The 22,756-nt window shown below is 71.9% G+C and carries 10 protein-coding genes; 7 read left to right on the top strand and 3 right to left on the bottom strand.

Translation table 11 applies throughout. The annotated features are described in order from the left end of the window. On the top strand, positions 1–3,251 hold a 3,251-nt coding region (locus ACIBBB_RS08265), incomplete at its 5' end, for an SDR family NAD(P)-dependent oxidoreductase (RefSeq protein WP_398980015.1). Positions 3,252–3,299: 48 nt separating this feature from the next. Then, positions 3,300–4,535 carry a cytochrome P450 gene (locus ACIBBB_RS08260; RefSeq protein ID WP_398980013.1) on the top strand — a complete coding sequence of 412 codons (1,236 nt, stop codon included), beginning with the start codon at positions 3,300–3,302 and terminating at the stop codon, positions 4,533–4,535. A gap of 118 nt (positions 4,536–4,653) precedes the next feature. On the opposite strand, the gene ACIBBB_RS08255 is transcribed toward ACIBBB_RS08260, so the two are convergent. After that, positions 4,654–6,231, bottom strand: coding sequence for an MFS transporter (locus ACIBBB_RS08255; protein ID WP_398980011.1), 1,578 nt, complete (start codon positions 6,229–6,231; stop codon positions 4,654–4,656). Positions 6,232–6,331: 100 nt separating this feature from the next. Here ACIBBB_RS08255 and ACIBBB_RS08250 point away from each other — a divergent pair, with 100 nt between their 5' ends. Continuing rightward, positions 6,332–6,928 carry a TetR/AcrR family transcriptional regulator gene (locus ACIBBB_RS08250; protein ID WP_398980009.1) on the top strand — a complete coding sequence of 199 codons (597 nt, stop codon included), beginning with the start codon at positions 6,332–6,334 and terminating at the stop codon, positions 6,926–6,928. Here ACIBBB_RS08250 and ACIBBB_RS08245 read toward each other — a convergent pair. After that, positions 6,911–8,425 (bottom strand): amino acid adenylation domain-containing protein, encoded by a 1,515-nt coding sequence (locus ACIBBB_RS08245; RefSeq protein ID WP_398980007.1) that lies wholly within the window; start codon positions 8,423–8,425, stop codon positions 6,911–6,913. The two genes, ACIBBB_RS08250 and ACIBBB_RS08245, sit on opposite strands and share 18 nt — an antisense overlap. A gap of 117 nt (positions 8,426–8,542) precedes the next feature. On the opposite strand from ACIBBB_RS08245, the gene ACIBBB_RS08240 reads away from it, so the two are divergent. Next, entirely contained in the window at positions 8,543–8,779 is a 237-nt protein-coding gene (locus ACIBBB_RS08240; RefSeq protein WP_398980005.1) for an acyl carrier protein, read from the top strand. Positions 8,780–8,795: 16 nt separating this feature from the next. On the opposite strand, the gene ACIBBB_RS08235 is transcribed toward ACIBBB_RS08240, so the two are convergent. Next, positions 8,796–9,737, bottom strand: coding sequence for an ACP S-malonyltransferase (locus ACIBBB_RS08235; RefSeq protein WP_398980003.1), 942 nt, complete (start codon positions 9,735–9,737; stop codon positions 8,796–8,798). Positions 9,738–9,963: 226 nt separating this feature from the next. Between ACIBBB_RS08235 and ACIBBB_RS08230 the strand changes: the two genes are divergently transcribed. Genes ACIBBB_RS08230 through ACIBBB_RS08220 form a run of 3 tightly spaced genes read left to right on the top strand, consistent with a single transcriptional unit; the run spans position 9,964 to position 22,755 of the window. Beyond that, positions 9,964–11,562, top strand: coding sequence for an AMP-binding protein (locus tag ACIBBB_RS08230; RefSeq protein WP_398980001.1), 1,599 nt, complete (start codon positions 9,964–9,966; stop codon positions 11,560–11,562). Between the two features lie 55 nt (positions 11,563–11,617). Beyond that, positions 11,618–22,195: an SDR family NAD(P)-dependent oxidoreductase gene (locus ACIBBB_RS08225; protein ID WP_398979999.1), complete on the top strand. Its 10,578-nt coding sequence runs from the start codon at positions 11,618–11,620 to the stop codon at positions 22,193–22,195. Beyond that, a complete protein-coding gene (locus ACIBBB_RS08220; protein WP_398979997.1) occupies positions 22,192–22,755 on the top strand; it encodes an FcoT family thioesterase in 564 nt (187 codons plus the stop codon). The genes ACIBBB_RS08225 and ACIBBB_RS08220 overlap by 4 nt, the downstream gene beginning before the upstream one ends. The last annotated feature ends 1 nt before the right edge of the window (position 22,756 follow it).

The raw sequence follows: 22,756 nt of genomic DNA, 5'->3' as shown, positions 1-22,756 counted from the left end.
AGGGTGGGGCGATGGTCGCGGTCCAGGCGACCGAGGAGGAAGTGACGCCTCTTCTTACCGGTGGGGTGGGGATCGCGGCGGTCAATGGCCCGTCGTCGGTGGTTATTTCGGGTGTGGAGGATGAGGTGGCGGCGGTTGCTGAGCGGTTCGCGGGCCGTAAGCGGAGTCGTCTGGCGGTGTCGCATGCTTTTCATTCGCCGCTGATGGATCCGATGCTGGAGGATTTCCGTAGGGTCGCGGAGGGTGTGACGTATTCCGAGCCGGTGATTCGTCTGGTGCGGGATGTGGCGTCGGCGGATTACTGGGTCGCGCATGTGCGTGGTGCGGTGCGGTTCGCGGACGATGTGCGTCATGTCCAGGATCAGGGTGTGGTGCGGTTCCTGGAGATCGGGCCGGATGGTGTGCTGACCGCGATGGCGGGTCAGAGTGCTGGGGGGACGTTGGCGGCGGCGTTGCGTCGTGACCGTCCTGAGGTGGAGAGTCTTTTCGCGGGTGTGGGGCGGTTGTTCGCGGCTGGTGTTCCGGTGGACTGGGAGAAGGTGTTCGAGGGTCGTGGTGCGCGGCGGGTGGATCTGCCGACGTACCCGTTCCAGCGCAGGCGTTACTGGCTGATCGAGCAGTCCAAGGCCGCCGCGGGCGCGGATGCGGTGGACCACCCGCTGCTGACGTCGGGGATTGTTCTCCCGGACACGGGCGGTGTCGTGTTCACCGGACGGCTGTCCCTCGACACCCACCCCTGGCTCACCGACCACGACGTACTGGGCACCCTGTTGCTGCCCGGCACCGGACTGGTCGAACTCGCCCTGACAGCGGGCGAACAGGTCGGCTGCGGCACGATCGACGAGCTGATGCTGGAGGCACCGCTCGTCGTACCCGAGAAGGGCGCGGTCGCCGTCCGTGTCCTCGTCGGCGGACCCGACGACTCCGAGGCGCGCACCGTCGAGATCTACTCGTCCCTGGACGACGAGACCTGGACCCGTAACGCGGCCGGTGGCCTCGTCCCGTCGGCGGGAGCCCCGTCGGCCGACCTGACCCAATGGCCGCCGGCCGGGGCCAAGCCGCTCCATGTGGACGGCGCCTACGAGCGGCTCCTCGCCCGCGGTTACGACTACGGACCCACCTTCCAGGGGCTCAAGGCGGCCTGGCGGCTCGACGACGACGTCGTGTTCGCCGAGGTCGCGCTCCCGGAGGGATCGGACGCCGCCCGGTTCGGCCTGCATCCGGCGCTGCTGGACGCGGCGATGCACGTCGGGCTCATCGAGGAGGGCGACGCCTCCGGGGCACCGGAGCTGCCGTTCTCCTGGAACGGTGTCTCGCTCCACCGCGCCGGCGCCGCCGCGCTGCGCGTCCGGCTGTCGAACCAGGACCAGGACGGCACGGAGGTACTGGTCGCCGACGAGACCGGCGCGCCCGTTCTCTCGGTCGCGGCCCTGACGTCGAGGCCCGTCTCGGCCGAACAGCTACGCGCCGACGGCGAACACCGCGAGTCGCTCTTCTCCCTCACCTGGACCAAGGCTGCCGAGACACCCGCGCTGGAGACACCCGTCGTGGTGTACGAGGTTCCGCGGGCGGACGGCGACACGCCCGAGGCCGCGCACGCGGTCGCCGACCAGGTCCTGGCCCGTATCCAGGAATGGCTCGCCGACAACGGCGGGAGCGAGGAGAAACTCGCCGTCGTCACCCGTCGCGCGGTGCCGATGGAGGGCGAGGACGTCGATCTCAGCCAGGCCCCCGTATGGGGTCTTGTCCGGGCGGCGGCGGCTGAGAACCCCGGCCGGTTCCTGCTGCTCGACCTGGGGGACGGGGCCACCGTGCCGCCCCTGGTCGACCGGCCCGAGACGGCCGTTCGGGGCGGTGAGTTGCTCGTTCCCCTCCTCACCCGCGTACCTGCCGCGTCGGTCGACGCGGAGCACAACCCGTGGGACCCGGCGACGACGGTGCTGATCACGGGCGGTACGAGCGGTCTTGGCGCCATCGTCGCCCGCCACCTGGTGACCGCCCATGGCGTCCGGCACCTCGTCCTGACCAGCCGCCGGGGCGAGAAGGCGCCCGGCGCTGCGGAACTGCACGCCGAACTGACCGCCCACGGGGCGCGGGTGGACATCGAGGCGTGCGACGTGGCCGACCGCGCCGCGGTCGCCGCGGTGCTGGACCGTCACCCCGTCGGGGCGGTGGTCCACGCGGCCGGCGTCGTGGACAACGGGCTCGTCCGCGGGCTGACACCGGAGCGTATGGACGCCGTCCTGCGACCCAAGGTGGACGGGGCCTGGCACCTTCACGAGCTGACGGCCGGCCGCGAACTGTCGGCGTTCGTCCTGTTCTCCTCGATGGGCGGCCTGCTGCTGGCGGCGGGCCAGGGCAACTACGCCGCCGCGAACGTGTTCCTGGACGCCCTCGCCCGCCACCGCCACCAGGCCGGACTGCCCGTCACATCGCTGGCGTTCGGCCTCTGGGAGGCCGAGACCGGCCTCGGCGAACTGGCCGAGGCCGACCGCAAGCGCATGCTCCGCATGGGCCTGCCCGCCCTCTCGCAGGAGGAGGGACTGGCCCTGCTGGACGACGCGTTGCGTACGGGAGAGCCCGCGCTGGCGCCGTTCCGCCTCGACACCGCCGCCCTGCGGTCACGCTCGACGGACCGGCTGCCGGCGCTGCTGCGCGGGCTGGTGCCCGCCTCGCGTCGCCGTACCGGTGGACCGGGCGCGACGGGCGGCGGGGACGACGGCGCGGCGCTGCGGCGCGGCCTGGCGGCCGCCGCCGACCAGACCGAACGTGACCGGCTCCTGGTGGACCTGGTGCGGACACACGTCGCGGCGGTGCTCGGGCACGACGGTGTGGACGCCGTCCGGGCCGACCGGGCGTTCAAGGACCTCGGATTCGACTCGCTCACCGCCGTCGAGCTGCGCAACAGCCTGCGTACGGCGACCGGGCTGAAGCTGCCCGCCACCCTGGTGTTCGACCACCCGACGCCCGTCGCCGTCGCCGAGAGACTGAGCGAACAGCTGAGCGGCGAGAAGGAACCGGCGGTCTCACCGCTGGATGCCGAACTGGCGCGTCTGGAGGCGGCGTTGGCGTCGGCGACTCCCAACGAGGAGACGTCACGTCGCGTCGCCGAGCGGCTGCGCGCCCTCGCGGCAGGCTGGGCCGAGACCCACAGGCCGGACGAGAGCGAGGACACCGCACTCGAATCGCTCTCGGCCGACGAACTGTTCGACGTTCTCGACGGCGAGCTGGACACGCGGTCCGCGCCGTAGAACCGCGCCGGACCGGAACAACCATCCATAACGAGGAGAACCATCCACGTGACCACCGAAGCGACACCCACGTTCCAGCAGGCCGACGACGCGTTGATCAAGCTGCTCTCGCCGCCCTTCCCCGACGATCCGTTCCCCATCTACGAGACGCTGCAGTCGGTCAACCGGGTGCACAAGTCCGCGCTCGGCATCTACGCGCTCTCCGGGTACGAGGAGGTCACCGCGCTTCTGAAGATGCCCGACGTCCACAGCGGTGCCCGTGCCGCCGCGCAGATGCGTGAGGACTGGGCCGACCACATCTCGCTGCGGATGTACCTGAACTCGATGGTCACCCTCAACGCGCCCGACCACGGCCGTGTCCGTGGCCTGGCCAGCCGCGTCTTCACCCCCAACAAGATCAAGAAGATGCAGCCGGCGGTCGAGCGGCGGACCGACGAGCTGATCAACGACATCATCGAGAAGTCCGCCGGCGGCGAGCCGGTCGACCTCGTCGAGATGCTGGCCATGCCCTTCCCCGTCGCGGTCATCAGCGACATGCTCGGCCTCCCCTACGAGGACGGCAAGCGCACCTGGGAGCTGGCCGACGACTGGTCACGCGTCTTCTCCGGCATCTACACCGAAGAGGACCTGGTGGTCGCCGACTCCGCGGCCGAGGAGCTGACCGGATACTTCCGCGACGTGATCAAGGCGTGCCGCGCGGAGCCCAAGGACGACCTGATGTCCTCGCTCGTCCAGGAGGCCACCAACGGCAAGCTCGACGAGGAGGAGCTGCTGGCGCTCATCCTCTTCCTGTTCACGGCGGGCTTCGCGGCCACCACCAACCTCATCGCCACCGGCGTGCTCGCCCTCATGGAGCACCCCGACGAGCTGAAGCGCTGGCGCGCGGACAAGAGCATCACGCCGACGGCCGTCGAGGAGCTGCTGCGCCACACCGCCCACACCACGGCGTCGAGCCGTCTCACGACTCGCCCGATCACCATCGGCGGCACCGAGATTCCCGAGGGTGTTCTCGTCCTGGCGCTTCTCTCCGCGGCGAACCGGGACCCGGCGAAGTTCCCGGACCCGCACCGTCTGGACCTGACCCGCGACAACGGCACCCACCTGAGCTTCAGCGCCGGTGGCCACTTCTGCTTCGGCGGCAGTCTCGCCCGTATGGAGGCCGCCGATCTCTTCCCGAAGCTGATCGACACGTTCGCGACCATGGAGCTGGCCGGCACCCCCGGGCGCCGCGCCATCATGGGCCTGACCGGGTACACCTCGCTCCCGGTGCGCCTCGGCCGCTGAACGGCACGTACCAGGATCAACCCAAGAAGGAGTCCCCGCGCGAAGTTCGCGCGGGGACTCCTTTTATGAGGCCGGTACGGGGGTGTCGTCGGGAGCCGGCTCCAAGGGGCGGACGTTCCTACTCGGGTGCGGGTGCGGGTGCGGGTGCGGACTCGGTCTTCGTGAGGTCGGCCTTCGCCTCGTCCGTCGCGCTGGGTGTCCTGACATGGCGCAGCAGCAGCGCCGCGCCCACGGCGCCCACCAGCATGACGGCGCCGCCCACAGCGGCGCTGAGGTTCATACCACGGGTGAAGGCCTCCCCGGCGGCCTTGACGAGAGCGTCGCCCGTGTCGGCGGGCAGGTGTGTGGCGACTTCGGTCGCGCCCCCGAGCGAACCCTCGGCGGCCTCGGCCGCCTCGGGCGGCAGCCCGGACGTCGAGTCGGCGACGTCGCGGGTGTAGACGGCGGCACCGATGCTGCCGAGGATCGCGACGCCCAGCGCTCCGCCGAGCTGGTTGCTGGTCTCGGGCAGCGCGGCCGCGGCGCCCACGCGCTCGGCCGGAGCCGCGGAGACGATCAGGTCGGCGGTCAGCGGGATCGCCATGCCGACGCCGGCGGACAGCACACTCGCGCCGATCACCGCCATGGCCAGGTCCGAATCGGCGCGCAGCTGCGTCATGATGGCGAATCCCGCCGACGCGATGACCATGCCGGCGGCGATGATGTAGCCGGGGCGGACCTTCTTGGCCAGCCCGACGGCCACCGATGTCGTGACCGCCACCGCCAACGGCGCGGGCAGTGTCCAGAGTCCGGCCTGCAGCGGGCTCAGCCCGTAGACGAGCTGGATCCACTGGGTGGCGAACAGCAGGAAGCCGACCATCGCGAACAGGGCGACGAGGTTCACGCCGATGGACGCGGTGAACCCCCGGTCCCGGAACAGGCTCAGGTCGATCAGCGGGTTCGGGGCCCTGCGCTGCCGCATGACGAACAGCACGCCGATGACGAGGCCGGCGGCGACGACGGCCGCGTGCTCCCAGGCGAAGCCGTCGTCGGCGAGCTCCTTGATGCCGTAGATGACCGGAAGGATGGCGGCGAGGGACAGGACGGCACCGAGGACGTCGAAACGGCCCGGCTTGGGGTCGCGGTACTCCGGCAGGAGCATCGGGCCGAACACCAGGATCAGGATGGTGACCGGGATGTTGATCAGGAAGACGGAGCCCCACCAGAACTCTTCCAGCAGCGCTCCCGACACGATCGGGCCGAGCGCGGCGCCGCCGGAGAGACCGGCCGTCCAGATCGCGATGGCGGTACGGCGCTGGTTGGGGTCGTGGAACATGTTGCGGATCAGGGCGAGGGTGGACGGCGCGAGCACGGCCCCGGACATGCCGAGGACGGCGCGCGCGAGGATCAACAGCTCGGCGCTGCTCGCGTAGGCGGCGGCGAGTGACGACGCGCCGAACACGACGGCGCCGATCATCAGCAGCTTCCTGCGGCCGATGTGGTCGCCGAGAGTGCCCATGGCGATGAGCAGTCCGGCGAGCATGAATGCGTAGATGTCGACGATCCACAGCTGCTGTGTGGCGCTGGGCTCCAGCGACGCGCTCAGGAACGGCAGCGCGAAGTACAGCACGGTCATGTCCATCGACATCATGAGGACAGGGACGACGAGGACGGCGAGGCCGACCCACTCCTTCAAGGTCGCGCGTTCGGGGCTCATGGGGTCGACTCTAGATCTGTATAAGTAATCCGTCTATGTCAAATTCTGTTTAGGACGATTGTTTAAGACAGATCTCTGACCGCATGGCTAGACTCCACGCATGGGACACCGAGAGGATCTTCTGGTCGGCGCGAAGCAATGCCTGTACGACAAGGGGTACGCACGTACCACCGCCAGGGACATCGTCGAGGCGTCCGGCGCGAACCTGGCCTCGATCGGCTACCACTACGGCACCAAGGAAGCGCTTCTGAACGCCGCCATCATGGAGGCGGCCGAGGAGTGGGTCCAGGAGCTGAAGGGGGCCCTGGCCGACGTGGCGGACCTGCCCGAGGACCCGATCAAACGGTTCGAGACGGTCTGGACACGCGTGATCGAGCTGTTCGAGCGTCACCGCCCGGTGTGGGGCGCCCAGTTCGACGCGATCTCCCAGCGCGACCATGTGCCGGAGGTCCGTCGCTTCTTCGCCGAGGCGCAGCAGCAGGCGCAGAAGGGCCTGGTCCAGCTCCTCTGGGACGGCAGCGAGCTGTCGCCGGACGCCGAGGCCGCGGTCGGGCAGTTCTACCACGCGCTGCTCAGCGGCGTGATGATGCAGTGGGTGGTCAACCCGGAGCACGCCTCGACGGGCGAGTCGCTCGCCGAGGCGTTGCGGACGGTCGCGGAGAACGCCCGGCACTTCCGGTCAGGTACGGCTCTCTGACGCGGCGGCGGCCTCGCGGGCCAGCTGCGCGCGGTCGACCTTGCGGTTGGAGTTGAGCGGGAACTCCGCCACGTGCAGGAACGCCCTGGGCATCATCGGGTCGGGCAGATACGCGGACAGCTCGCGCCTCAGCGTCACCGGAGGGATGCGCTCACCGGTGTAGTAGAGGACGAGCTCCAGCCCGCCACCCGGTGCCGGGCGGGTCACCGTGGCCGCGTTCTGGACTCCCGTGCACTGGCGGACGATGTGGTCGACCTCGGCCAGCTCGACCCGGAAGCCCTGGACCTGTACCTGGGCGTCCAGCCGGCCGAGGTAGACCAACTCGCCGTCGTCCAGGCGTCGTACGCGGTCGCCGGTCCGGTACCAGCGGCGGCCGTCGCGCTCCAGGAACCGTCCCTCGTTGTCCTCGGGGTCCAGGTAACCGGGTGTCATCTGCGGTCCGGTGACGCACAGTTCGCCCTGCACCGCGGACTCGGTGTCCTCGTCCAGCAGCAGATGGTCGTGGCCGGGGTGCACCTTGCCGATCGGGACGACGCCGTTCACCGCCTGGCGCTCCGAGGCCTCGGGCGACCAGCGGTGCCCGGTGATGGTCACGGTCAGCTCCGTCGGCCCGTACAGGTTCTCGATCTTCGACTGGGGCGCGGCGACCTGCCAGTCGGCCGCGTCCTCGTGGAGGAGCGCCTCACCGGCGAAGAAGCTCCACCGCAGGGTGGGCATCGACCCGGGCTTCAGGCTGCCCATCCGCCGGATGAACGAGATGCCGCTCGGGGTGGAGAACCACACGGTCATCCGCCGGTCCGCGAAGAACGCCGGCAGATCCCGGTGGGCGGCGGCGGGGATGGCGTGCACCGGCGCCCCCTTGCCCCAGGCGCAGAACAGCTCGAACATCGCGCAGTCGAAGTTGAGGCCGACGTTCTGGCAGAACACGTCGTCGGGGCTGAAGTCGTAGCGCTCGTCCAGCAGATCGAAGTAGTGGACGTTGGCCTCGTGCGTGATCGGCACGCCCTTGGGGCGGCCCGTCGACCCCGACGTGAACAGGACGTACGCGATGTCGGACGGCAGCACGGCCTCCGGCGCGTCGAGCGCCTTCGCGGACGCGGCCTCGTCCAGGACGGGCAGATCCAGCTCGGTCTCCGCGAGCGCGGCCCGGCCGGCTCCGTCGGCGATGACCGTCGAGACCTTGGCGGCGGCGAGCATGGAACGGGTGCGCTCGGCCGGGAACCGGGGATTGAGCGGTACGACGGTGGCGCCCGAGTACAGCGCCGCCATGATCCCGACGTACGCGGTCAGGCTCTTGTCCGCCAGCACGGCGACGTTGTGCGGCCCCTGCGGAGCCCGCTCGCGCAGCGCCCCGGCCCGGTGCAACGCGAGCTCGTGCATCTCCTCGTACGTCAGGCTCTCGGCGTCCACACGGATCGCCGTACGGCCGGGCGACAGCGCCAGGCCGCTCAGAAACCGTTCGTGCAGACCGTTTCCAGGGACGGGTGTCTGGGTCATAGTCCGTACTCCGAAGAGGAAAAGGGGTGGGTAGGGGTGCCGACCGGTACTGCGCAGAGATTAGGTTGGCAGCGACGCCGACTATTCGGTAAACGTCGGGAAAACACAGGAGCCCGCATGTGGGACGAGTCTTTCGAGCAACTTCTCCGCAAACAGATTCCCTTGCTGGAACCGAATGAGGAGTTGACCGCCGAGTTGAGTCTGCGCGATTTCGGCCTGGACTCCATGGGAATGGTCTCACTGCTGTCCTCGCTGGAGGACATGTATGGCGTCCGTTTCGTCGACGATGCCCTCAACACGGACAACTTCGCGACTCCCGGAACTCTTTGGAAAACCCTCGACGCCATGCGCTGAACGGTTTCTTCCCGTGTTATGCGATCGCGCTGCGACGGCGCGGTCGCATAGCCGTGTCCGGCTTCACGGCGACCACCTCGAACGCGCTGGTCATGACCTCCACACGGCCCCACAGGGCGTCCTGCCCGGTGACGTAGACCCGCTCGGCGCCAAGGCCCTTGATCGTGTCGACGACGGCCGGCCAGCGCACGGTGTGGGTCACGGCGTCCAGCAGCAACTCCCGTACACCCTCGCCCGTCTCCACCAGCGATCCGTCGTGGTCGGACACGACGGGGACACGGGGATCGGCGAACTTGATGTCCGCGGTGACCTCGGTCGCGATCTCCTCGCGCAGCGCGGCGAACACCCCCGAGTGCATCGGCGGCCGCATGACGTACAGCGGCAGGCCGCCCGCCGCGCGGAGCCGTCCCTGCAGCCACTCCACCACGTCCTCGTACACCGACAGCATGTGGAAGTCGTGGTCGACGTGGCAGGCCACCTCGTTCCAGTCGCCCCGCGCGTCCAGCTCGGCGCGGATCTCGGCGAGCCGGTCGGCCGGGACGCGGGCGAACGACTGGGTGACGATGTCGCGGTGCTCACGTGCGAAATAGGTGTCCACGCGGCGGCCCCAGGCGAGGGTCATCTCGACCGCCTCCGCGAAAGGCAGCGCGCCCGAGTGCACCGCGGCCGCCGTGCCGCCGAAGCTGGCACCCGCGCAGGCCACCGGCTCCACGTCGTGCTCCGCGACCGTCCACTCGGCCAGCGCCAGGCAGTTGACCAGGAACGCGATCCGCGCGGGCTCCGGGAACGCGCCCACACCGTCCTGGGCCTCGCTCTCCCGGTACCGGTCGAGGAGGGAATAGCCCAGGATCCGGTCCGTCTCGGCGACGAGCCGGCGGGCCACGGGATGGGCCGCCATGAACCGCGCCGAGTCGGCGAACCGCGCCGGGCCGATTCCCGGAAAGACAATCGCCGACATATTCTCGCTCTCCCTGTTTTCCGCGCTTATCGGGTACGTTCCGAAAGCCCGTCACTTCGGTCCTGTGTTTCCGGTTCAGTCTTGTGTGGGCCCCCTGACGGCATAACCCCTAATGCCCCCTAGTTCTGGGGTGACCGGCCGGGAGTCCTTGTGGGGCGAAAAGCGCACCTGTTAGAAATGGGCTGGCATTAGTTGGTCGTCAAACGCTGAATCGAAAGGGTGGCGCATGAGCCCGAATGGAGCTCGTCCGGCCCGGGCGCACGCATCGGTGGACAATCTGCGGACTTATCTGCTGGCCGCCGCCCGGAGGGCCCCCGACCGGCCCGCCGTGATCCAGGCGGCCGCGGACGGCGGTCTGGAGACGGTCACCTACGGCGAGCTGGAGCGCCGCGTCGACGCCTTGGCCGAAGGGCTCGGCGCCCTCGGCCTGGAGGTCGGGGACCGCGTCATCCTGGAGTCCGACACCAACGCCGACGCCGTGGCGACTCTCCTCGCCTGCGCGACGCTGGGGCTGCCGTTCGTGCCCACCAGCCCCGAGGTGCCCGACGAGCGCCTCCTGACGATCATCGACAGCGCCGAGCCCGCGCTGTACCTCCAGTCCGCGCACGGGAAGCGGACCGGCATACCGGAGTCGGTCGGCACCGCCCGGTTCGGCCCCGAGGGTCTCACCGTCGAGCGTCAGCCCCTGCCGCGCGTCCGGCGCCGCCGCGTGGTGACGCCCATCGACACCGCGTACATCACCTTCACCTCGGGCACCACCGGCCGGCCCAAGGGCGTCGTCATGAGCCACCGCGGGGTCATCGCGTTCCTGCGCGGTGCGGAGGCGGCGGAGCTGATCACCTCCGAGGACCGGGTGGCGGGCACCTCGCCGCTCCAGTTCGACTTCGCGCTGTTCGACATCGGGCTCGCCCTCGGTCACGGCGCCACGCTGGTGCCCGTACCGCGCGACCGCCTCAACTGGCCCCGGCGCTTCCTGTCGTACCTGCGCGACACCGGCGCCACACAGGTCGACAGCGTCCCGTCGGTCTGGCGTCCGGTCCTTCAGCACGAGCCCGGCATGCTGGCCGAGATGGGCCAGGAGGGCGTCCTGCGCCGGATCGCGTTCTCCGGCGAGAACTTCCCCCTGGAGGAGCTGCGGCGCCTCCAGGAACTGCTGCCGAAGGCCCACTTCACCAACGGTTACGGCGCCACCGAGACGATGGCCGCGTCCATCACCGAGGTGCCCAGCCCGCTGCCCGCCGAGACCGAGCGCCTGTCGATCGGCTACGCCGTCGCGGGCGCCGAGATGCTGCTCGTCGGTCCCGACGGCGGCCCGGTGGACGAGCCGGGCGTGCTCGGCGAGATCTACCTGCGCAGCCCCTCGCTCTTCTCCGGCTACTGGAACGACCCCGAGGCCACCCGCGCCGTCGTCGTCCCCGACCCGCTCAACCCCCGTTCGGGGCAGCTGGTGTTCAAGACCGGCGACCTGGCCTCCATGGGCGAAGAAGGCGAGCTGTACTTCCACGGCCGCGCCGACTCCCAGGTCCAGATCCGCGGCAACCGCGTCGAACTGGGCGAGGTGGAACGGCGTATCGGTCAGTTCGACGGCATCACCGGCGCGGTCGCGATGATCCTGCCGCGCCCGGACGGCGACCCGCTGCTGCACGCGTTCGTCACCTGCGCCCCCGACGGCCCCGCGCCGGACGCCAAGGCGGTCGTCGCGTTCTGCCGCGCCGCGCTGCCCGCCTACATGGTCCCGCAGGGTGTGCGCGTGGTGGACGTGTTCCCGCTGACCGTCAACGGCAAGGTCGACCGCGCCGCCCTGGCCGCCCACGTGGCGTCCTGACCACCCCGATCGCCGCTATGCCTCTTTGCCCCTTTCTTCGTTGCGGAGTATGCACATGACCGAGCAGTCAAGGGCCGCGATGCTGGAACTGGTGCTGGCGCAAGCCGCAGCCGTGCTGCGCGCCGCCGATCCGGACGCCTACGGGGACGGGGCCATCCATGTGGCGGCCGACCACCCGTTCCTGGCGGGGGGCCTGGACTCACTGGGCCTGGTCCAGCTGCACCGCCGGCTCACCGCCGAGCTGGGGGTGGAGCTGCCCGTCACCGTCGGCTTCGACCACCCCACGCCGGTGGCCCTGGCGAACCACCTGGTGAACGTGGTGCACGGCACCGCCGGGGCGGGAACACCCGACGAGTCGGCGGAGGCCACCGCGCCCGCCGCCCCGTCGGCGTTCGGCGAGCCGATCGCGATCGTCGGCATCGGCTGCCGCTACCCCGGTGGCGTCACCTCGCCCGAGGACCTGTGGCGCCTCGTGGCCGACGACACCCACGTGCTCACCGACTTCCCCGCCGACCGAGGCTGGGACCTCGACCGCATCTACAACCCGGACCCGTCGGCCACCGGCGCCAGTTACGTACGGCACGGCGGATTCCTGCCGGACGCCGCCGACTTCGACGCCGACTTCTTCCAGATCAACCCCAAAGAGGCGTTGGCGATGGACCCCCAGCAGCGGCTGCTGCTGGAGACCTCCTGGGAGGCGCTGGAGCACGCCGGCATCGACCCGGACCGGCTGCGCGGCACGCCCTCGGGCGTGTTCATCGGTGTGGAGCCGCACGAGTACGGGCCCCGCACGCACGAGGCCCCCGAAGGCCTCGACGGCTACGTCCTCGGCGGGAACCTGCCCAGCGTCGTGTCCGGTCGTGTCGCCTACACCCTCGGCTTCGAAGGCCCCACCCTCACCGTCGACACCGCCTGCTCCGGCTCGCTGACCGCCCTTCACCTGGCCGTGCGCTCGCTCCAGGGCGGAGAGTGCGGGCTGGCGCTGGCCGGTGGCGTCACCGTCATCTCCAGCCCCGGCACGTTCACCACCTTCAGCCGTCAGCGCGGCCTGGCCCCCGACGGACGGATCAAGGCGTTCGCCAACGCGGCGGACGGCACCTCCTTCGCCGAGGGCGCGGGCGTGTTCGTCCTCGCCCGTCTGTCCGACGCGATGCGCGACGGACACCCCGTGCTGGCCGTCATCCGAGGCAGCGCCATCAACCAGGACGGCGCGAGCAACGGCCTCTCCGCGCCCAACGGACTCGCCCAGCAGCGGGTCATCCGCAAAGCGCTCGCCGACGCGCGTCTGACGCCGGACGAGATCGACGCGGTCGAGGCCCACGGCACCGGCACCATGCTCGGCGACCCCATCGAAGGCCAGGCCCTGGTCGCCGCCTACGGGCGCGGACGCTCCGCCGACAACCCCCTGTGGCTGGGATCGGTGAAGTCCAACATCGGACATACCGGCGCCGCCGCCGGCGCGGCCGGGATCATCAAGATGGTCCAGGCGATGCGTCACCGCACCCTGCCCCGCACCCTGCACGTGGACGAGCCGACCCCGCACGTCGACTGGTCCGACGGCACCGTCAAGCTCCTCACCGAGCCCGTCCCGTGGGAGACCACCGACGCGCCGCAGCGCGCCGGAATCTCCTCGTTCGGCGCGAGCGGCACCAACGCCCACGTCATCATCGAGGCCCCGCCCGCCGTCACCGAGACCGGCGAGGCCGTTGAACAGCCCCCGGCCGGCCGGCCGGTGCCGTTCACGCTGTCCGCCCGGGGCCAGGACGCCCTGCGCGGCCAGGCAGAACGGCTCCTGACGACGCTCGACGAGGCGTCACCGCTGGACATCGCGTACTCCGTCGCCACCACGCGCGCCGCGCTGCGCGACCGCGCCACCGTCGTCGCCGCCGACCGCGACGAACTGCGCACCGCCCTCACCGCCCTCGCCGCGGGCGAGACCGCGCCCGGACTGCTCACCGGCACCACGCTGGCCACCGGCCGTACCGCCTTCCTCTTCACCGGCCAGGGCAGCCAGCGTCCCGGCATGGGCCGCGAACTGGTGCGCGCCTTCCCGGTGTTCGCGCGGGCGCTCCAGGACGCCGCCGACCACCTCGACCTCCACCTCGACGAGCCCCTGGGCGAGGTGCTGTTCGCCGAGCCCGGCACACCGGGCGCCGAACTGCTCCAGCAGACCCGCTACGCGCAGGCCGCGCTCTTCGCCGTCGAGACCGCCATGTTCCGGCTGCTGGAGTCGTGGGGCGTCACGCCGGCCCTGCTCACCGGACACTCCATCGGTGAGATCGCCGCCGCCCACGCCGCCGGTGTCATGTCGCTGGCCGACGCGGCCCTGCTCGTCGGCACGCGCGGCACACTGATGCAGGAGCTGCCCGACGGCGGCGCGATGGTCGCCGTCCAGGCCTCGGAGGCGGAGGTCGCCCCGTACCTCACCGACAAGGTGGGCATCGGCGCCGTCAACGGCCCGGCCGCGGTCGTGCTCTCCGGCGAGACCGACGCCGTCCTCGCCGTCGCCGCCCGCTTCACCGAGGAGGGACGCAAGACGCGCCGGCTGCGTGTCTCGCACGCGTTCCACTCGCCGCTGATGGAGCCGATGCTCGACGACTTCCGCCGGGTCGCCGAGACCCTGACCTACCTGCCGCCGCGCATCCCCGTCGTGTCCAACCTGACGGGCGAGCCCGTCACCGAGTTCGACGCAGACCACTGGGTGCGGCACGTACGCGAGCCGGTGCGGTTCGCCGACCAGATGAGCCACCTGGAGTCCCAGGGCGTCACCACCTACCTGGAACTGGGCCCCGACGCCGTCCTGTCGGCCATGGGCCGTGAGTGCCTCGCCGACGGCGGCGCCGACGCCGCGTTCGCCGCGCTGCTGCGCGACGGGCACGGCGAGGAGCGCCAGACCGTCACCGCGCTCGGTCTGGCACACGCCCACGGCGTCGCCGTGGACTGGGACCGCTTCTTCGAGGGCCGCGGCGCCCGCCGCACCGCGCTGCCCACCTACTCCTTCCAGCGCAAGCGCTACTGGCTGGACTCCGGAAGCGGCCGGCCCGGCACGATCGGGCACCCGCTGCTGGACACCGCCGTCCACCTCGCCGGCGCCGACGGACTGATCCTCACCGGCCGGATGTCCACCCGGTCGCAGCCGTGGCTGGCCGACCACGTCATCGCGGGCGTCGTCCTCGTACCCGGCACCGGCCTCGTCGAACTGGCCGTCCGCGCCGGGGACGAGGCGGGCTGCGCCGCGGTCGAGGAACTCACCCTGGAGACACCGCTGACGGTCACCACCGCCGCCGGTGTCGAGGTCCAGGTCGTCGTCGGCGCGCTCGACACCACGGGCCGCCGCTCGGTCGAGATCTACTCCCGCCCCGCGGGCAGCGAGGAGAACTGGACCCGCCACGCCAGCGGCATCCTGACCGAGCACGGCCAGGGCGCCACGGCCGACCCCGCCGTCTTCACCCAGTGGCCGCCGGCCGACGCCGAGCCGGTCGACATCGAGGACCTCTACGAGCGCCACGCGGCCGGCGGATACGGCTACGGACCCTCGTTCCGGCGCGTACAGGCCGCCTGGCGCCGGGGGAACGAGGTGTTCGCCGAGGTCTCCCTCGACGAGGCGGGCGCCGACCGCTTCGGCCTGCACCCGGCACTGCTGGACGCCTCGCTGCACGCTGCCGAAGGGCCCGAGGACGACGGCCAGGTGCGGCTTCCGTTCGCCTGGCTCGGCGTCGAACTGCACGCCTCCGGCGCCACGGCCGTCCGCGTCCACCTGGTCCAGACGGGACCGGACGAGGTCCAGGTCGAGCTGGCGGACGCCAACGGGGCGCCCGTCGCCACCGTACGGTCCCTCGTCCAGCGGCCTGTGCCGATGGACGGCGTACGGACCTCCGGCGCGGGCGGCGGCTCGCTGCTGCGCGTCGAATGGACCGAGATCCAGACCCCGGCGGAGCCGGACGCCGCCGCCGGTGAGTTCCAACTGGCGTACGTCCCCGCGACCTTCCCCGGCGCTCCCGCCGACGCGGCGCGCGAGGCGACCCTGCACGCCCTGACGCTGATCCAGGACGCGCTGCGCGACGACACCCGGCTGGCGATCGTCACCCGGGGCGCCGCCTACGACCTCACCCTCGCGCCCCTGTGGGCGATGGTGCGCTCCGCCCAGGCCGAGAACCCCGGGCGTTTCGTCCTCGTCGGCACGGACCGCGACGTACCCGAGGACGAGCTGCGCGCCGCCCTGGCCTCCGGAGAGCCGCAACTCGCCCTGCGTGACGGCAAGCTGCTCGTACCGCGGCTGGCCCGCACCTCCGTACCCGAGGACCCGCGCCCCGTCGCGTGGCACCCCGACGGCACGGTACTGATCACCGGCGGCACCGGAGGCCTCGGCGGCGTCGTCGCCCGCCACCTCGTCCAGCAGCACGGAATCAAGCACCTCCTGCTCACCGGGCGACGCGGCCCCGACAGCCCCGGCGCAGCCGAACTCGTCGCAGGGCTGGCCGAGTTGGGCGCCGGCGCGACGGTTGTCTCCTGCGACGTCGCCGACCGCGACGCCGTGGCCGCTCTGCTGGAGACGATCCCCGGCGAGCACCCGCTGACGGGTGTCGTCCACAGCGCCGGAGTCGTGAGCGACGGCTTGGCCGGATCGCTCACGCCCGAGCAGGTCGGCACCGTCTTCCACGGCAAGGCCGACGGCGCCTGGCATCTGCACGAGCTCACCCGGGACCTCCCGCTCGCCGCTTTCGTGCTCTTCTCCTCCGCGGCCGGCACCCTGGAGTCCGCGGGGCAGGGCAACTACGCCGCCGCCAACGCCTTCCTGGACGCGCTCGCCGAGCACCGCGCCGCCGACGGCCTCCCCGCGACCGCCCTCGCCTGGAACCTGTGGGCGGGCGACGCGGGAATGGGCGCCCGCCTCGACGAGGTGACGCTGCGCCGCGCCGAGCGTTCCGGGCTCCCCGCCCTGAACTCCGAGGAGAACCTCGCCCTCCTCGACCAGGCGCTGCTCACCGGCGCGCCCGCACTGGTCCCGCTGCGCCTCGACGCGCCCGCGCTGCGTGCCCGTACCGAGGGCATCCCGCCGATGCTGCGCGGCCTGGTCCGCGCACCCGCCCGGCGGAACACCGCCGCCGCTGCCGCCGCGAGCGGCCCCGGCGGAGCGCTGGCCGACCGGCTCGCCGGGAAGCCGGACGCCGAACGCGAGCGGATCGTCCTCGATCTGGTGCGGACGCAGATCGCCGCGGTCCTCGGCCACGACAGCGGCACCGCGATCGACCCCCGCCGCGCCTTCACCGAGCTGGGCTTCGACTCGCTGGCCGCCATCGAGCTGCGTAACGCGCTCGGTTCGGCCACCGGGCTGCGGCTCACCTCCACGCTGATCTTCGACCACCCGACGCCGCGTGCCCTGGTCGACCACGTGCTGGAAACCGTGCGGGGGGCGGCGCCCGTCGTCGCCGCGCCGCGGGCCACCGTACGGGCCGCGACGGACGAGCCCATCGCGATCGTGGCCATGGGCTGCCGCTACCCGGGCGGCGTGACCTCCCCCGAGGAGCTGTGGCGGCTGGTCGCCGAAGGCACCGACGCCATCACGCCGTTCCCCGAGGACCGGGACTGGCACACCGAGGACATCTACGACCCCGAGCCCGGCAAGCACGGCACCACGTACACCCGCGAGGGCGGCTTCCTCCACGAGGCCGCCGACTTCGACCCCGCCTTCTTCGGTATCAGCCCGAAGGAGGCCCAGGCGATGGACCCCCAGCACCGCATGCTCCTGGAAGTCGCCTGGGAGGCCCTGGAGCGGGGCGGTATCGACCCGCTCTCGCTGAAGGGCACCGCCGCCGGTGTCTTCGCCGGCGTCATGAACCACGACTGGTCGAACCGCCCCGGCACCGTCCCCGAGGACCTCGCCGGCTTCACCGACGGCGGCGGACTGGGCAGTATCGCCTCCGGCCGTATCTCCTACACCCTCGGTCTCACCGGCCCGGCGGTCACCATCGACACCGCCTGCTCCTCCTCCCTGGTGGCCATGCACTGGGCCATGCAGTCGCTGCGGCAGGGCGAGTGCTCGCTCGCTCTGGCCGGTGGCGTCACCGTGATGGCCACCCCCGAGACATTCGTCGGGATGAGCCTGCAGAGCGGCCTGGCCGCCGACGGCCGCTGCAAGGCGTACGGCGCGTCCGCCGACGGCACCGGCTGGGGCGAGGGCGCGGGTCTGCTGCTGCTCGAACGCCTCTCGGACGCCAAGCGAGCCGGACACCCGGTGCTCGCGGTGATCCGCGGCTCGGCCGTCAACCAGGACGGCGCGTCCAACGGTCTGTCAGCGCCCAACGGCCCCGCCCAGCAGCGGGTCATCCGGCAGGCCGTGGCCTCCGCCGGACTCTCCCTCGCCGACATCGACGTGGTCGAGGGCCACGGCACCGGCACCACCCTCGGCGACCCGATCGAGGCCCAGGCGCTGATGGCGACCTACGGTCAGGAGCGCACGGGCGGCGACCCGCTGTGGCTCGGCTCGGTCAAGTCCAACCTCGGGCACACCCAGGCCGCCGCCGGTGTCGCCGGTGTCATCAAGATGGTGATGGCCATACGCAACGGCGTACTGCCCGCCACCCTGCACGCCGACACGCCCTCCCCGCACATCGACTGGACCGAGGGCGCCGTCGAACTGCTCACCGAGCGCCGGGAGTGGACGGCCGACGGCCGCCCGCGCCGCGCCGCGGTGTCCTCGTTCGGCGTCAGCGGCACCAACGCCCACGTGATCATCGAACAGGCACCGGCCCCCGGCCCCCGGGAACCGCGCGGCGAGCGCCCCGCGACCCTCCCGCTGACCGTGTCCGGGTCGTCGCCCGAGGCACTGCGCGCCCAGGCGGCACAGGTCGCGTCCTATCTGCGCGACCACGACGACGTGGACGAACTGGACGCCGCCGCCTCGCTCGTACGCGGTCGCGCCGCCCTGGAACACCGGGCCGTGATCGTGGACGCCGACCGGGACGGCCTGCTCGCCGGGCTCGACGCGCTGGCCGCCGGGAACTCGCACCCCTCCCTCGTCCAGGGTGTACGGCGCGGCGACTCGCGAGCCGTGCTGGTCTTCCCCGGCCAGGGCTCGCAGTGGCAGGGCATGGGCGTCGAACTGCTGGAGCACTCACCGGCGTTCGCGACCCGCCTCGGCGAATGCGCCAAGGCCCTGGAGCCGTACGTCGACTGGAACCTGCTCGACGTCCTGCACGGCGCCCCCGGCGCACCGGCCCTGGACGCCGTCGACGTCGTACAGCCCACGCTGTGGGCGCTGATGGTGTCGCTGGCCGAGGCCTGGCGCGCCGCCGGCGTCGAACCGGCCGCCGTGGTCGGCCACTCCCAGGGCGAGATCGCCGCCGCCTGCGTCGCCGGCGCGCTGTCGCTGGAGGACGGCGCCCGCGTCGTCGCCCTGCGCAGCCAGGTCATCCGCCAGGACCTCGCGGGCCGCGGCGGCATGATGTCGGTCGCCCTGTCCTCCGACAACGCCGCCAAGTACCTCGCCGAATGGGACGGCCGCCTCCAGCTGGCCGTCGTCAACGGCCCCGGCTCCGTCGTCGTGTGCGGCGGCCCGGAAGCCCTCGACGAACTGCGCGCCCGGCTGGACACCGACGGCGTCCAGGCCCGCCGTATCCCCGTGGACTACGCCTCCCACTCGGTGTTCGTCGAGGAGATCCGCGACCGGCTGCTGACCGAGCTGACCGGACTGACGCCCCGTACCTCGTCCGTCCCGTTCTACTCCACCGTCACCGCGGGACCGCTGGACACCGGGAGCCTCGACGCCGAGTACTGGTACGACAACCTGCGCAAGACCGTCCGGTTCGAGGAGACCACCCGGGCGCTGCTGGCCGACGGCTTCGAGATCTTCGTCGAGGCCAGCCCGCACCCGGGCCTGCTCACCGGACTCGACGAGACCGCCGAGTCCGCCGGGGTCGCCGCCACGCTCGTCGGCACACTGCGCCGCGACTCCGGCAGCCCTCGCGAATTCGTCACCTCGCTGGCCGAGGCGTACGTACGGGGCGCGGCCGTCGACTGGGAGAGCCAGTTCGTCGCAACCGGCGCCCGGCGCGTCGACCTGCCCACCTACCCCTTCCAGCGCAAGCGCTACTGGCTCCACATGACCGAGCGGCCCGGCGACGCGCTGGGCATCGGCCAGATGCCCGCCGACCACCCGCTGCTCGGCGCGGCGGTACCGCTCGCCGGGGCCGGGGGAGTGCTGCTCACCGGACGCCTGTCGCTCTCCGCACAGCCGTGGCTCGCGGACCATGTCGTCGGCGGCACCATGCTCTTCCCCGGATCGGGCTTCGTGGAACTGGCCGTCCGCGCCGGTGACGAGGTCGGCCGGGGACGCGTGGAGGAGCTGACCCTGGAGGCGCCCCTCGCCGTGCCCGAACGCGGCGGCGTGGCCATCCAGGTCACCGTCGACGCCGACCTGCGCACCGTGTCCATCCACTCGCGGCCCGACAACGCACCCGCCGACGCCGTCTGGACCCGGCACGCCCAGGGCACGCTCGCCGACGCCGGTCCCGAACCGGCCCACGAGCCGGCCTCCTGGCCGCCGCCGGGAGCCGAAGCACTCGACCTCACCGGCTTCTACGAGCCCATCTCCGAGGACGGCCTCGTCTACGGCGAGGTGTTCCAGGGCATGCGCGCCGCCTGGCGCTCCGGTGACGAGGTGTTCGCGGACATCGCGCTGCCCGAGCGGGCCGCCGCCGAGGCCCAGCGGTTCGGGCTGCACCCGGCCGTACTCGACGCCGCCCTGCACGCCACCGCGCTGCTGGCCACCGACGCCGAACGGGTCACGCTGCCGTTCGCCTGGTCCCGGGTCGACCTGCATGCCTCCGGGGCCGCCGCGCTCAGGCTGCGGATGACCCGCCTGGGCGAGGACGAGGTCGCACTGCGCCTCACCGACACCGCCGGCCGCCCCGTCGCGTCCGTCGAGTCGCTCGTCCTGCGGCCGGTGGCCGCCGGCGGGCTGACCCGGGCGGGCGCGTACGACGACTCGCTGTTCGAGCTCGTGTGGGCGCCCGCCGCGCCGGGCGCCTCCGCCCCCCGCACGGTCGTGCACCGCCTCGCCGGCGGCAACACCGCCGAAGCGGCCCACACCGAGACCGCCGCGACGCTCGGTGTCCTCCGGTCCTGGCTGGAGGACGGCGCCGAGGACGCCGTACTGGCGGTCGTCACCCGGGGCGCCGTCCCGGTCGGCGGCGAGGACGTCACCGATCTCGCCGGAGCGGCGGTCTGGGGCCTCGTCCGCAGCGCCCAGACGGAGAACCCCGGTCGCGTCGTCCTGATCGACCTGGACCCCGGCGCCGACGACACCGCCATCGACCTCGGCCCGGCGGTCGCCACGGGCGAAGCACAGCTCGCCATCCGCAACGGCACCGTCCTGCGCCCGCGCCTCGCCCGGGTCACCGCCGACCGGGGGACCGCCGCCACCGCCTTCGGCGACCGGCCCGGCACCGTCCTGATCACCGGCGGCACCGGCACCCTGGGCAGCCTCGTCGCCCGGCACCTGGTCACCACCCACGGCGTCACCGACCTGCTGCTCACCAGCCGGCGCGGCCCCGACGCACCCGGCGCCGCCGACCTGTCGGCCGAACTCACCGGGCTCGGCGCGAAGGTCGAGGTGGTCGCCTGCGACACCGCCGACCGTGACGCGCTGGCCGCCGTACTGACCGACCGCACCCTCGCCGGAGTCGTCCACACCGCGGGCGTCCTCGACGACGGGATCATCTCCTCGCTGACACCGGAGAAGATGGCCGCGGTGATGCGCCCCAAGGTCGACGCGGCGCTGAACCTGCACGAACTCACCGCGGACCAGGATCTCTCGGCCTTCGTGCTCTTCTCGTCCGCCGCCGGCGTGACCGGAGGCGCCGGCCAGGGCAACTACGCCGCCGCCAACACCTTCCTCGACGGCCTCGCCGCGCACCGGCGCGCGAACGGGCTGCCCGCACAGTCGCTCGCCTGGGGACTGTGGGAGGAGGCCAGCGGTATGACCGGCGAACTGGCCGAGGCCGACGTGGCCGTCATGCAGAACGACGGCGTCCTGCCCATCGCCTCCCAGGAGGGCCTGGCGATGCTGGACGCGGCGGGAGCGCTCGACCGGGCGTTCCTGGCGCCCGTCCGGCTCGACCTCAGCGGGCAGAGCCGCGCCGACGTGCCGTATCTGATGCGCGACCTGGTACGAGGCCCGGCCCGCCGCGTCGTCGACGTCGCCGCGCCGGCCGCCGAACCCGCCGAGAGCCTGCGCGACCGGCTGGCCCGGCTCACGCCGACCCGCCGCGAACAGGCGCTGCTCGACGTGGTCCGCGCCCAGGCCGCCGCCACCCTCGGCTTCGCCGACGCCGACGAGGTCGACGCCGAAAGGTCGTTCCGCGACATGGGCTTCGACTCCCTCGCCGCCGTGAAGTTCCGCAACGGCCTCGGTGAGGCCGTCGGGGAGCGCCTGCCCGCGACGATCGTCTTCGACCACCCGACGGCGCTCGTCCTCACCAGGCACCTGCTTGAGGAAATGGCGATCAACGAACCGGAACCCGAGCCGGAGCCGGAGCCGGCCGAGGACACCGAGGACCGCACCGCCGCGATCCAGAGCATGGACCTGGCCGAACTTCTCCGCACCGCGCGACGATCAGGAGACCCGACATGACCCAGCTGCTCGACGACACCGACCGGAGCGTATTCGCCACGGACGAGGAACTCCTGCACCGCGTGCTGACCCCCTACCGGGCCAAGCGGTGCGAGTACCTCACCTCGGTCACGGTCACCTCCGAAGGCGACCCCCGCGACGGCGGACGACTCTCCGCCGCGTGCACCTTCGAGATCCCCGAGTCCTGCTACATCGACGACACCGGGCACTTCAACTCGGTCGAGTTCAACATCTGCTTCAACCAGATGGCCTACTACCTGATGGCCAAGTCGGTGAAGGAATCGCTGGTCGAGCCCTTCTCCCGGTGGACGCTGGACCAGTTCTGGACCCGGCAGCTCGCCGACGTGTTCATCACCGACTTCAAGAGCACCTTCCGCAAGGCCATGCGCGGCCGCCGGTTCAAGGGTGAGATCGAGATCGTCGACATCGCCGAGTGGGACGCCAACGACCTGCGCGAAGCCCTGGTGATCCTGCGGACCCGGTGCCACTACGCCGACGAGCACGGTGGCGAGAGCCACGGCGAGGTCACCGCCGCCGTCACCAACCCGCCCGTGATCTGAC

The organism is Streptomyces sp. NPDC051217 (genome assembly GCF_044455465.1).
Lineage (GTDB): Bacteria > Actinomycetota > Actinomycetes > Streptomycetales > Streptomycetaceae > Streptomyces.
Note: the sequence above shows the minus strand (reverse complement) of the source record. Positions and strands in the feature narration are given on the sequence as shown.

What these genes read in the sequence shown, in the direction of transcription:
- ACIBBB_RS08255 (WP_398980011.1), bottom strand. Translation starts at nt 6,231, where the DNA reads ATGAGCCCCGAACGCGCGACCTTGAAGGAGTGGGTCGGCCTCGCCGTC.
- ACIBBB_RS08250 (WP_398980009.1), top strand. Translation starts at nt 6,332, where the DNA reads ATGGGACACCGAGAGGATCTTCTGGTCGGCGCGAAGCAATGCCTGTAC.
- ACIBBB_RS08245 (WP_398980007.1), bottom strand. Translation starts at nt 8,425, where the DNA reads ATGACCCAGACACCCGTCCCTGGAAACGGTCTGCACGAACGGTTTCTG.
- ACIBBB_RS08240 (WP_398980005.1), top strand. Translation starts at nt 8,543, where the DNA reads ATGTGGGACGAGTCTTTCGAGCAACTTCTCCGCAAACAGATTCCCTTG.
- ACIBBB_RS08235 (WP_398980003.1), bottom strand. Translation starts at nt 9,737, where the DNA reads ATGTCGGCGATTGTCTTTCCGGGAATCGGCCCGGCGCGGTTCGCCGAC.
- ACIBBB_RS08230 (WP_398980001.1), top strand. Translation starts at nt 9,964, where the DNA reads ATGAGCCCGAATGGAGCTCGTCCGGCCCGGGCGCACGCATCGGTGGAC.
- ACIBBB_RS08225 (WP_398979999.1), top strand. Translation starts at nt 11,618, where the DNA reads ATGACCGAGCAGTCAAGGGCCGCGATGCTGGAACTGGTGCTGGCGCAA.
- ACIBBB_RS08220 (WP_398979997.1), top strand. Translation starts at nt 22,192, where the DNA reads ATGACCCAGCTGCTCGACGACACCGACCGGAGCGTATTCGCCACGGAC.